We start from the raw sequence: 12,399 nt of genomic DNA, 5'->3' as shown, positions 1-12,399 counted from the left end.
TCGTTAAAGATTTTGTTTCTAATATATATACATCAATTAAAAAAACGACATAAAATCCATCTTTTTAGGTGGGAGAGAGCATCTATTCATGCATAGAAGCGGTCAGGGCCTTTTTCTGCCACATGCGAAGTAAAAACAGAAAGAACAAACGAGTGTAGGTTACTTTTTATTCTGCATAGTAGGGATGTAGATGTCGATGTCGAAAAATGAAAATGAATTTATATAACCATAAAATTCCACTGAGGAAAGTTTCACGTTATGAGAAGGAACTAGAGGGAATCTATTATGTCGTAAATCATTGAATGGTCGATGTATTGTGTTGAATCACCGATATATTTGAAAAAATGCCTATAAAAAAGGAACTGCCCAGGCAGTCCCTTTTTTATAAGAAATATCCAAGTAATAAACCAATTCCCATTAAAAATCCAAAGATTGTATTTGTTTTTGCTGTCGCGATCATCGCAGGTACCATTTCCATCGGGATGCTTTTTCCGATAAATCCTTTTGTTGCTTTAAATGCTTTCGGTGCACTTAGGAAAACGATAAGCATCCATGGCGATACGATTCCGACAATGATTAATGCAATCGTCCAAATATAGGAAACGATAAACATAGAAGCAAGGACACCAACTGCATTCTCACGTCCAACGATAATTGCTAATGTGTTACGACCGTTTTCTTTGTCTCCATCTAAGTCACGAATATTATTAGAAAGTAAAATAGCCCCGATTAAAATTGCGTTAGGAATGGAGAGTAAGACAACTTCCGATGTTACCGTTCCAGTTTGAATGAAAAATGAAATACCAATAATAATAACACCCATAAACAACCCTGCTGTTAATTCTCCAAAAGGCGTATAGGCAATTGGAAGTGGGCCGCCTGTATAAAGGTAGGCAACAGCCATACAAACAAGACCGATTGCAGCAAGCCACCAGCTAGAGTTCATACAAATATAAACGCCTAATAGCATGGCGATACCAAAAAATCCAAATGCTAAATTTAGTACAGTTTTTGGCTGAATTCCGTCACGGACGATTGCACCGCCAATTCCAACTGAACCTTCATGATCTAACCCTCTTTTATAATCAAAGTATTCATTAAACATGTTTGTTGCTGCTTGAATGAGAAGACAAGCAAGAAGCATGATAAAGAAAAGAGGGAAATGTATTTGATTAATACCCCCTACTTGCATTGCATAAGCTGTTCCGATAAAAACAGGAACAAAAGCGGCTGTTAATGTATGAGGACGTAATAAACTCCACCAAATGCGCCAACCCGTTTGTTTACTTAGCTTTGGCGGCATAGGAGAGGAATTCGTTTCGACTTTCATTTCCATATTGAATCCTCCTTTGTCACGTAATGTACACAATTAAGTGTAGGAAAAGCATCTTTTAGTGTCAATGTTTATTTTCTAGGAAGAGAAGGTGAATTTCTCAGAAATGCTAAACGTTGACAGGGCTTTCGTTTGAGGTGTATCTTAAAATCAAGCGTATTTATGACTATTTTTCGCCCATAGGGGGGAGACTTTGTGATTCAGACGAAACAAAAAGATTTACAAGAAGTATTGGTTACAGCTATTGAACATGCGACTGATGAAAAAACATTGGTTAGTTTTGTAAAACAAATAGATTGGGTAGATCCGCTTCTTTTTTATGCAGCAGGAAGAAGGGTTGCATCCGAACATAGATGTTATTTTACAGACCCGGCTCAGCATGTCATATTTGCTGGAACTGGTTCTGTTTTTACTATAGCAAATTCTTCTGACAAGCGCTTTCAAAATGCTCGCGCGGAGTGGAGTAAAGTGCAGGAGAAGGCAATTGTTCAAAGAGAAGAGTATGAATTTGGGACTGGCCCACTTTTATTTGGCGGTTTTTCATTCGATCCAGAAAAAGAACAAACGGGTCTTTGGAAAGAATTTAAAGATACAACATTGTCGTTACCAGCTTTTCTATTAACAGTAAAAAATGAAAAAGCATGGTTAACGATGAATACATTTGTTACAGCTGAAGATTCTGCAGAGAAGATTTATGAAGAGATTGTCTCTTTAGAAAAAAGGATTTTACAAGAGAGTGAGCGCCCGCTTGTGGATGCGAGATTGGCGGTTACTTCTAAGGTAGAAGTTGATCCAAAGGGCTGGATGAATGCAATTGTAAAAGTGCAGGATGAAATGAGAAAAGGAAGCGTACAGAAAGTTGTATTAGCAAGAGAACTAAAGTTAGTGATGGATCAAGAGGTTGATTCCGCTCGGGTTTTAGAAGCGCTCCGTATCGGACAACCGGATTGCTACGTATTTTCTTTTGATTATAAAGGAGCATGTTTCTTAGGGGCGACACCTGAGATATTGATCCGAAAAGAAGGCGAGAAATTTACATCGATGTGCCTTGCTGGTTCGATTGGTCATGGTAATTCTATAGAAGAAAATAAGCAAAATGGCGCGATGCTTCTTCATGATGAAAAGAATTTAGCAGAGCACGGCTATGTAGTAAACATGATTCGGGACGTATTAAATGAGCATTGTGAGTCTGTTAATATTCCGCAGCATCCAGGTTTATTAACAACGAAAAATTTACTGCATTTGTATACACCAGTTGAAGCGAAAGGTGATGCATCTCTTTTAAAAATGGTAGAAGAATTACATCCAACGCCAGCTCTTGGCGGGACACCTCGTCTCGAAGCAATGAAGCTGATTCGTGATGTTGAATTATTAGATAGAGGATTGTACGGAGCACCGATCGGCTGGATAGATGACAAAGGGAACGGTGAATTTGCGGTAGCGCTGCGCTGCGGATTACTAAGCGGTGAGAAGGCATCCTTATTTGCGGGGTGCGGAATTGTAATTGATTCAGTGCCGCAACTTGAATATGAAGAAACAAGTTTGAAGTTTAGACCGATGCTTGGTGCTTTGGAGGAATTAATGAAATGAATAATCATATAGAAGCATTATCATATTATTTAGGTGCGTTTGTAGACGAACTAGCGCGTCTAAATGTATATGATGTTGTCATTAGTCCAGGGTCACGGTCAACGCCGTTAGCCTTGCTAATGGAGCAACATGAACAAATAAAAACGTATTTGCATGTAGATGAGCGATCAGCTGCTTTTTTCGCACTTGGTATTGCGAAAGCGAAGAAGCGTCCTGTAGCGATTTTGTGTACATCAGGAACAGCGGCAGCGAACTATTATCCAGCCATTTGTGAAGCATTTCATTCAAGAGTGCCGATGCTTGTATTAACAGCGGATAGACCGCATGAGCTAAGAGATGTGGGCGCACCGCAGGCGATGAATCAATTGAATTTATATGGTTCTTTTGTGAAACAGTTTATGGAGATGGCACTTCCAGAGGCTTCAGAGTCAATGTATCATTATGCACGTATGACAGCAGGGCGTGCTGTGGCAAGTGCATGCTTTGCGCCAAAGGGGCCTGTTCATATTAATTTTCCGCTTCGGGAGCCGCTCATTCCTGATTTCTCTTTAGAGAATTTATGGAAAAAGGGCCGTGGTGAATATACAGGAGCAGTCTATCAAGGAAACATGACAATGACGAGTGAATACGGAAGTTCTCTTATAGAGCGCCTTTCAAGTATGGAAAAGGGGCTTATTATTTGTGGAGATGATAGTCATCAAGATCTTGCGGAAGTGATTACGCAGTTTGCTGAGAAAACTGGATATCCTATTTTAGCAGATCCACTTTCAAACCTTCGCTCTGGACAACATGATAAAACAATGGTAATTGATTGTTACGATACATTTTTACGAAATGAATTGCTAAAGGATACATGGAAGCCAGATGTTATGATTCGTTTCGGCGGTATGCCTGTATCAAAAGCTTTAACGCAGTATATAAAGAAACAAAAGATGGCTGTTCATATCGTTGTAGATGAATCTGGAAAATGGAGAGATCCAGCTCTTGCAGCAACTGAAGTTGTATGTGCAAGTGATATCGATTTTTGTAAAGAACTGATAGGGAATATGCAAAAGCGAGAACAGAATGATTGGTGTAAGATGTGGAAACATATCAATGATAAAACGAAAGCACATCTTCGCGAAATTGAAACATATGAAACAGCATTTGAAGGAAAAGTAATTACAGACATGATGCATGTATTGCCAGAAGACGCAACGTTATTTATTAGCAACAGTATGCCAATTCGTGATACAGATACGTTTTTCTTTACAACAGATAAAAAGGTCCATGTTATGGCGAACCGTGGTGTGAATGGTATTGACGGGATTATTTCAACGGCATTAGGAGCAAGTACAGTTTGTGATCCACTCGTATTAGTAATTGGTGACTTATCATTTTATCATGATTTAAATGGGCTCTTAGCAGCAAAATTACATGATTTAAACATAACAATTGTTGTTGTGAATAATGACGGCGGCGGTATTTTCTCATTCTTACCGCAATATGAATCAAAGGAACATTTCGAATCATTATTCGGAACGCCGCTTGGGCTGGATTATGAACACGTTGTTAAAATGTATGGTGGTTCATTTACCCGTGTAAATGGCTGGGAAGCATTTCGTAAAGAAGTACAAAAAGGAACAGCGGAAAAAGGCTTACACGTTGTGGAAATTTGTACAAATCGAGAAGAGAACTTGCAGCTGCATCGTGAATTATGGACAAAGACATCAAACACAGTTACAACATTCGTACAAGGTGAAGTGGAATGAAAGTAGCGCTGCAAGGTGTGACGTATGAATATGAAGTAGTCGGAAGCGGAGAGCCGCTTCTACTTCTTCATGGTTTTACGGGTAGTATGGAGACGTGGCGTACGTTTATTCCTTCATGGAGCAAACAGTTTCGAGTGATTGCAGTCGACCTTATTGGTCATGGGAAGACGGAAAGTCCTAAGGAACTTGCGCAGTATGATATTCAAAATGTAGCACTCCAAATGACGACGTTACTTGATCATTTGCGTATTGAAAAGGCGCATATACTTGGATACTCAATGGGTGGAAGGCTTGCGATTACAATGGCATGTTTGTATCCAAACCGCGTGTGCTCTTTGCTGTTAGAAAATTGTACAGCCGGACTGAAGCAAGAGGCGGACCAGAAAGAACGCCGTGAAAAAGATGAACAGCTTGCAGATCGAATTGAATTAGAAGGAATGGAATCCTTTGTAAACCGTTGGGAAAATATCCCGCTATTTGCAACGCAAAAAAAGTTGCCACGAGAAATACAAGAAGCAGTGCGGAAAGAGAGACTTGCCAATAATCCAAGAGGACTCGCAAATAGTCTCAGAGGCATGGGGACAGGAGCGCAGCCATCATGGTGGAATCGGCTTGAAGAGCTGAAAATGCCTGTCTTGTTAATAAACGGAGAGAGAGATCAAAAGTTCTTTCACATCTTAAAAAACATACAAAAAAGCATCCCTCACGCGAATTTTGTCAAAATTGATGGGGCTGGCCATGCAATTCATGTGGAACAACCGCAAAAGTTTGATACAATAGTAAAGGGATTTCTAAAAACTATGCAGTGATACTTTTTTCTTACTTGAAGAGAGTAGAACTTATAGAGTGGCTAGTGGGCAACCATTAGCACAATAAAAAGGAGGTAAGAGTAATGGCTATTGAATGGGTAAAAGAAGGCAATTACGAAGATATTATTTATTCTACATACAATGGTATCGCAAAGATTTCGATTAACCGCCCTGAAGTACATAACGCATTCCGTCCTAAAACGGTAATGGAGTTAATCGATGCTTTTGCACACGCACGTGATGATGCAAATGTTGGCGTTATCATTTTAACTGGTGAAGGTGGACGTGCATTCTGTTCTGGCGGCGACCAAAAAGTTCGCGGTCATGGCGGATATGTAGGTGAGGACCAAATCCCACGCTTAAACGTACTAGACTTACAACGTTTAATTCGCGCAATCCCTAAACCAGTTATCGCAATGGTAGCAGGTTATGCAATTGGTGGAGGACACGTACTTCATATCGTATGTGACTTAACAATTGCAGCTGACAACGCTGTATTCGGACAAACTGGTCCTAAAGTAGGTAGCTTTGACGGCGGATATGGAGCTGGCTATTTAGCTCGTATGGTAGGTCATAAGAAAGCTCGTGAAATTTGGTACCTATGCCGTCAATACAGTGCACAAGAAGCACTTGATATGGGCTTAGTAAACACAGTTGTATCATTAGAAGAGCTTGAAGCAGAAACAGTACAATGGGCAGAAGAAATCTTAGCAAACAGCCCAATGGCACTTCGTTTCTTAAAAGCTGCATTTAACGCAGATACAGATGGTTTAGCTGGCATCCAGCAACTAGCAGGAGACGCGACGTTATTGTACTACACAACTGATGAAGCAAAAGAAGGCCGCGACGCATTCAAAGAAAAACGTCGTCCAGACTTCGGACAATTCCCTCGTTTCCCGTGATAAAAGCGGAAGCAGCTCGTTCAGAATAGGAGGGGGATGGAGCTTCTGACGAAGAGGCGCAGTTTGCCTCGCAGGAAGAAGCGAAGCCACCGAACATTTTAGCCGCTGTAGCTAGATAAATTAAAAGCGGAAGCAAAGAACAAGAGACTTGATTCTACATCAAGTCTCTTTCTTTCATGAAAGGAGAATGTGTAATGGAGACGATGCCCAATTGGTTAATGCAACGTGCTTTTTTAACACCAGAGCGCACTGCGATTGAAACGAAAGAGGAGACAATTCTTTTTTTAGAGCTGCATGAAAAAGTAGTATCTGTTTGTGAACACCTTTCACACTTACAGGTGAAGAAAGGGCAAAAAGTAGCTGTTCTGATGAAAAATGGCATCCAGATGATCACAGTCATTCACGCTTTATCTTATATAGGAGCGGTAGCTGTACTTCTGAATACACGTCTTTCAAGAGAAGAGCTACTTTGGCAAATGGAAGATGCTGAAGTTATTTGCTTAGTAACAGATCAACAATTTGAAACGGAGCAAGTACCAGTATATGCATTTGAAGAGGTAGTGAACGGACCGAAGCAAACTGCAGTTGTTCAAGAGGAGTTCTCTTTAGAAGAAGCGATGACAATTATTTATACGTCAGGAACAACAGGAAAGCCGAAAGGTGTTATTTTAACATACGGTAATCACTGGGCGAGTGCAGTTGGATCATCATTGAACTTAGGGCTTCGTGATGATGATTGTTGGTTAGCATGCATGCCGATGTTTCATGTAGGCGGGTTATCTCTGTTAATGAAAAATATTATGTACGGTATGCGCATTTTACTCGTTCCGAAATATGATCCTGATTTCATTCATGAGGCAATAAAAACACGAGGGGTAACAATTATATCGGTCGTTTCTAAGATGTTGACAGACTTATTAGAGAGACTTGGAGAGGGAACTTATCCTAACTCTTTACGCTGCATGTTATTAGGCGGGGGACCAGCACCGAAGCCTCTATTAGAAGCATGTGTGAGAAAAGGAATTCCTGTGTACCAAACATACGGAATGACGGAAACTGCTTCTCAAATTTGTACGCTATCAGCTGATTACATGTTAACGAAAGTCGGTTCAGCGGGTAAACCACTTTTCTCATGTCAGCTTCGAATTGAGAAGGATGGCATGGTAGCAGCACCTCATGTTGAAGGGGAAATTGTTGTAAAAGGTCCGAATGTGACACATGGTTACTTTAAGCGTGAAGAAGCAACGCGTGAAACAATACAGAATGGTTGGCTGCATACTGGAGACCTTGGATATTTGGATGAAGAAGGGTTCTTATATGTATTAGATCGGCGCAGTGATTTAATTATTTCGGGAGGAGAAAACATTTATCCAGCGCAAATTGAGGAAGTACTGCTTGCGCATCCTAAAGTGGCGGAAGCTGGTGTTGTTGGAAAAATAGATGAACAGTGGGGACAAATGCCAGCCGCGTTTATTGTACGAGCAGACTATGTAACAGAGGAAGAAATCATTCATTTTTGTGAAGAAAAATTAGCAAAGTATAAAGTACCAAAGGAAGTGCATTTCTTACCTGAGTTACCACGAAATGCTTCGAAAAAATTGTTAAGACGGGAACTAAGGCAGCTACTGGAGGAAATGTAGATGAAAATCAAAAAGGCAACGCTTTATGTAACGGAAATGCCGCTTGTGATTCCTTTTGCAGCAAGTTACGGAACATATGAAACACGTGAAAGTATCGTTATTGAACTAGAAGATACGGGCGGATATACCGGTTTTGGAGAAGTTGTTGCTTTCTCAGAGCCGTGGTATACAGAAGAAACCGTAACAACGGCACTTCATATGCTTCAAGATTTTTTATTGCCAAATTTATTGAAAGCAGAGATTACACATCCGAGTGAAATTCCTAATCTTTTTCAACATATAAAACGGAATCGTATGGCAAAGGCGGGAATAGAAGGTGCTGTATGGGATTTGTATGCGAAACATGAAAATCAATCATTAGCGGCTTTACTTGGGGGAACACAACCAGAAATTGAAGTCGGCGTTGTAATTGGAATAGATACTATTTCTAATATGTTAAAGCGAATTGAAATGTATGCAAAAGAAGGATATGGCCGTTTTAAAGTGAAAATAAAACCAGGCCTTGATTATGAACTGCTGAAGGAAATTCGAAATGCCTTTCCAAAGGTCCCGTTAATGGCCGATGCAAACTCAGCGTATACGTTAGCGGATACTGAGCAATTAAAGAGGTTAGATGAGTTTCAGTTAATGATGATTGAGCAACCTTTAGCAGATAATGATTTTCTTGATCACGCCGAGTTACAAAAACAAATAGAGACACCGATTTGCTTAGATGAGAGTATTCATAGCTTAGAGGATGCAAGGGTAGCAATTACACTTGGAAGTTGCCGTATTGTGAATATTAAACCGGGAAGAGTTGGGGGATTGACCGAGTCGATTCAAATTCATGATTATTGTAAGGAACATGGTATTCCTGTTTGGTGCGGCGGCATGGTTGAGATGGGAATTTCACGCGCGCAAAATATTGCGTTAGCATCGCTTCCGAATTTTACGATTCCAGGTGATATTTCAGCTTCTAGCAGGCATTGGGAGCGAGATATTATTTCACCAGAGGTAACGCTACAAGGCGGAAAGGTAATTGTCTCGAAAGAAGTTGGATTTGGGTATAAAGTAGACCGAGAAAGATTAGGAGAAATAACAAAGCAGCGTATTGTATGCGGGAGATGAGCGGATAGAAAAAGAGGATGTGAATTCACATCCTCTTTTTTCTATCGTCTATCCCTTTTCTTCACTACATTGTGGCCTTCTAAAGGAAACAAGCCTGTTTTTTGGAAAAACAAGCTGCCGATTTGCCCGTAAAACATAATATAAATTGAATCCCCTCATTTAGAGCAAGATTAAGATCTTGTTACGAATGATACTAAAGGAGGAATAGGATAATGAGTGAAAATTGTGATATTAGACATGACCACCATGACCATCATGGCTTTGGCGGAGGCGGCTTTGCGCTTCTAATTGTATTGTTTATCCTACTGATTATCATCGGTGCTGCCTGCTTCGGCGGTGGTTGCGGTTACGGCGGCGGTTATGGCTATGGTGGATATGGCGGTGGCTTTGGCGGTTGCTGCTAACAAAAACTATTGAAAATAGCCTTGTGCACGACGCATAAGGCTATTTTATTCATAGTTTGATGTGTTGCGATAATTTTTTAATGTGTAATAGTTCTTCCATAAAAAAAGATCACCCTTCTATTTCTTAAAGCTTAATATGCTGCGATAGCTTTTGCATATATAGCGAACGGATTAATAAGAAAAAGAGAATTTCAACTGTCCCAAAAATCGTAAGAACTACTGTAATTTCAGCAAATAACGATAGTCCTAGGACGCCCTGTAACATTTTTGTGGCAAACATCGTATGAATGGAAGCCATAATGTACGGAACGAAGAATAAGATTGCGAGCTGAATGGTAGCGGATCGCTTCATTTCAGATTCCGTTAAACCGATTTTTGTAATCGTAATATATTTTTCTTGCTCATTTGTTAAATCCGTATACATACGGAAGTAAAGGACACTTCCAGCACCAATGAAGAAAATGACACCAAGGAACGTTCCAATTAAGAAGAATGAAGCAACACCTAGTTTTGTTTGATAGAGTGAATCGCTTGCTTCAGCAGCATGAAATGCAGGATGTTCGGATTGAAACTCTTTACTTTCATTGCTGATTTTTTCCATAAACTTTGCCCCGATTACATGCGCCTTTTCCCAATTCTGAACTTGAAAACTGTGCAGCGTCATATGTTTCGTGTTAGCTGGGAATGCAGATACGTCCTGATCAGATAGTACAATTAATTGTGGTACTAAACGAAATGGTGTAACGCTATAATTTTTGTAACCTTTTACTTGTAATTGTAGTGAATTTTGCATAAGTGTAATTGTTTTTTGTTTTGAATTCTCATCAATTGTACCAAAGAAACCTTGATTTAAATGTCCTAGAAATACATAAGTTTCATTTTTATTTACAAAGAGATTTTCTCGTTGTAACGCAGTAGCAAGTGTATTATAGTCGCTTTGTTTGATGACATAATACGGAGATGAATTTTGTTCTGCCCCTGATACTTCGTATAAGTCTACTTTGAACTGTTGATATGTAAATTGTTCCTCGGTTAACCGCTGCTCTAACCAGTCTATATGCTCAGCAGCTAATGTGTTCTCATCGTGTGAGAGATAGGTAAATGGGAATGGGTTTTCCTGTGCAACATCAAATTTTGTGAATTTCCCAAATCCATATAAAAAGGTAATCATTGTAAATGCAAGAGTGGATAACATTGCCACAATAAAGAGCATATTAATGTTTGTCCGAATGCGACTTGCTAAATCTGAAATCCAGAGCATATTAATTCGTTTCATATAAAATTTCCGTCTCTTTTTTAAGATCCGAATGAGTAAAAAACTAATTTGAGAAAAGAAAAAGTACGTTCCAACTGCTACAAGTGATGGAATCAAGAAAATACTAAAGAGAACGTATAGAACGGCTATTACATCCCCTAGTGATATGAAAAATTTCGGATTCCCTGCTAATGTATATCCGGATAGCAAGCATACAGCACCAAACAAGGAAATGAGTATAGATGGTTTTTTTTCTTTTTGTTTGACATTTCCTTCTTTTAAAAGGCGTACAGCCTTTCTTGTTCGAATGAGCATAGGCGTAAAAGATGATACAAAGATAAAGAGTCCAAGAAAGATGGTTATTGTTAAAATGATAGCCCCTGTTGGCCAATATAAATATAGTCCTGGTACATGAGTGATTTTCGCAGTAACTAATAAAAAGAATTGTGAAAACACAAGTCCAAATTGAATGCCTACAAAAATAGATAGAATACCAATTAACATATTTTCCATAAATACGAGGCGTTTTAATTGTTTTTGAGATATACCTAATACTGTTAAAATCCCAAACTGTTTTTTTCGTACTTTTAAAAAAGTACCGATAGAATATAGTAAAAAGAACAATGAAAAGATTACGATTACAACTTCGGAAATTGTCATTAAGATGTCAAGAGCATGATTTAAGCCGTTGTTTTTTAATTTAGGATGAAATAAATACACTGCAAACGAAAAGAAAATGGCAATAGAAAACGCACTGCTCACAAAATAGGCAAAATAAGCCCTTGAGTTTCGCGTTACGTTTTTAAATGCAAACTGCCAAAACGTCATCTGCGTCTTCCCCCTAGTAGTGCTAATACATCTAATATTTCTTGATAGAATTTTTCACGATGTAATCCGCGGTGTAGTTCATTGTAAAGCTCACCATCTTTAATAAAAATAACACGATTGCAATAGCTAGCAGCAAATGGATCATGCGTTACCATTAAGATGGTTGCTTGTTCTTCTTTATTTAGTTTTGTAAATAGCTCCATGACATCGATTGCTGCTTTAGAATCTAAATTTCCTGTCGGTTCATCAGCGAGCAAGAGAGATGGGTTATGAACAACAGCGCGTGCAACGGCTGTACGCTGCGCTTGACCGCCAGAAACCTCAAAAATTCGTTTATCTAAAATGTGATCAATTCCAAGTTTCTTTGAAATAATATCTAATCTCGTATCCATTTCTTTTAATGGAACATTATCTAATGTTAATGGGAGTACAATATTTTCTCCAATTGTTAATGTATCTAGTAGATTAAAGTTTTGAAAGACAAATCCTAATTCTTGGCGACGGAAAACGGCTAGTTTTTCCCTGCGGAATGTGTGCGGCTGTTTTCCATTAATAAAAACTTCGCCCGCAGTGGGAGAATCAATGGTCGAAATTACATTTAAGAAAGTGGATTTCCCGCTTCCTGAAGGTCCCATAATTGCGACAAATTCTCCTTTATCTACATGTAAATTAATATTTTTTAAAGCGGTATGAGGGACTTTGCCCTCATACACTTTAGAGACATTTTTAATGTGTAAGACTTCTTCCATAAAGAATCACCTTTCTATATAAATCCATTTT

General features: G+C 39.1%; 9 protein-coding genes and 1 pseudogene. 7 read left to right on the top strand and 3 right to left on the bottom strand.

Translation table 11 applies throughout. The features are described 5' to 3' along the window. Positions 1-382: 382 nt before the first annotated feature. Complete coding sequence (locus V7183_RS21070; protein WP_097898987.1) at positions 383-1,336, bottom strand: 1,4-dihydroxy-2-naphthoate polyprenyltransferase; 954 nt, start codon at positions 1,334-1,336, stop codon at positions 383-385. A gap of 192 nt (positions 1,337-1,528) precedes the next feature. Between V7183_RS21070 and V7183_RS21065 the strand changes: the two genes are divergently transcribed. The 7 genes and pseudogenes from V7183_RS21065 to V7183_RS26025 form a co-directional block, all read left to right on the top strand. After that, a complete protein-coding gene (locus tag V7183_RS21065; RefSeq protein WP_335360719.1) occupies positions 1,529-2,923 on the top strand; it encodes an isochorismate synthase in 1,395 nt (464 codons plus the stop codon). Further along, positions 2,920-4,674, top strand: coding sequence for a 2-succinyl-5-enolpyruvyl-6-hydroxy-3-cyclohexene-1-carboxylic-acid synthase (menD, locus tag V7183_RS21060; RefSeq protein WP_335360718.1), 1,755 nt, complete (start codon positions 2,920-2,922; stop codon positions 4,672-4,674). The genes V7183_RS21065 and menD overlap by 4 nt, the downstream gene beginning before the upstream one ends. Beyond that, on the top strand, positions 4,671-5,483 hold the full coding sequence (gene menH, locus V7183_RS21055) for a 2-succinyl-6-hydroxy-2,4-cyclohexadiene-1-carboxylate synthase (RefSeq protein ID WP_335360717.1): 813 nt from the start codon (positions 4,671-4,673) through the stop codon (positions 5,481-5,483). The genes menD and menH overlap by 4 nt, the downstream gene beginning before the upstream one ends. Before the next feature lie 83 nt (positions 5,484-5,566). Continuing rightward, the gene (gene menB / locus V7183_RS21050) at positions 5,567-6,385 is read left to right on the top strand and encodes a 1,4-dihydroxy-2-naphthoyl-CoA synthase (protein ID WP_097898991.1); all 819 of its coding nucleotides are present in this window, start codon (positions 5,567-5,569) and stop codon (positions 6,383-6,385) included. A gap of 194 nt (positions 6,386-6,579) precedes the next feature. After that, entirely contained in the window at positions 6,580-8,025 is a 1,446-nt protein-coding gene (locus tag V7183_RS21045; RefSeq protein ID WP_335360716.1) for an o-succinylbenzoate--CoA ligase, read from the top strand. Next, entirely contained in the window at positions 8,026-9,132 is a 1,107-nt protein-coding gene (gene menC, locus V7183_RS21040; protein ID WP_097898994.1) for an o-succinylbenzoate synthase, read from the top strand. Positions 9,133-9,362: 230 nt separating this feature from the next. After that, positions 9,363-9,476 (top strand): annotated as a pseudogene (locus V7183_RS26025) (YjcZ family sporulation protein); the annotation flags it as partial. A 184-nt stretch (positions 9,477-9,660) separates the two neighbouring features. Here V7183_RS26025 and V7183_RS21030 read toward each other — a convergent pair. Then, entirely contained in the window at positions 9,661-11,619 is a 1,959-nt protein-coding gene (locus V7183_RS21030) for an ABC transporter permease (protein ID WP_097898996.1), read from the bottom strand. Beyond that, positions 11,616-12,368 carry an ABC transporter ATP-binding protein gene (locus tag V7183_RS21025; RefSeq protein ID WP_335360715.1) on the bottom strand — a complete coding sequence of 251 codons (753 nt, stop codon included), beginning with the start codon at positions 12,366-12,368 and terminating at the stop codon, positions 11,616-11,618. The genes V7183_RS21030 and V7183_RS21025 overlap by 4 nt, the downstream gene beginning before the upstream one ends. Between the last annotated feature and the right edge of the window lie 31 nt (positions 12,369-12,399).

It is taken from the genome of Bacillus sp. JJ1127 (genome assembly GCF_036965845.1).
Classification (GTDB): domain Bacteria; phylum Bacillota; class Bacilli; order Bacillales; family Bacillaceae_G; genus Bacillus_A.
Note: the sequence above shows the minus strand (reverse complement) of the source record. Positions and strands in the feature narration are given on the sequence as shown.

Excerpts from the sequence above, each read along its gene's own strand:
- V7183_RS21030 (WP_097898996.1), bottom strand. The coding sequence starts at position 11,619 with ATGACGTTTTGGCAGTTTGCATTTAAAAACGTAACGCGAAACTCAAGG.
- V7183_RS21025 (WP_335360715.1), bottom strand. The coding sequence starts at position 12,368 with ATGGAAGAAGTCTTACACATTAAAAATGTCTCTAAAGTGTATGAGGGC.
- menH (WP_335360717.1), top strand. The coding sequence starts at position 4,671 with ATGAAAGTAGCGCTGCAAGGTGTGACGTATGAATATGAAGTAGTCGGA.
- V7183_RS21070 (WP_097898987.1), bottom strand. The coding sequence starts at position 1,336 with ATGGAAATGAAAGTCGAAACGAATTCCTCTCCTATGCCGCCAAAGCTA.
- menB (WP_097898991.1), top strand. The coding sequence starts at position 5,567 with ATGGCTATTGAATGGGTAAAAGAAGGCAATTACGAAGATATTATTTAT.
- V7183_RS21045 (WP_335360716.1), top strand. The coding sequence starts at position 6,580 with ATGGAGACGATGCCCAATTGGTTAATGCAACGTGCTTTTTTAACACCA.
- menC (WP_097898994.1), top strand. The coding sequence starts at position 8,026 with ATGAAAATCAAAAAGGCAACGCTTTATGTAACGGAAATGCCGCTTGTG.
- menD (WP_335360718.1), top strand. The coding sequence starts at position 2,920 with ATGAATAATCATATAGAAGCATTATCATATTATTTAGGTGCGTTTGTA.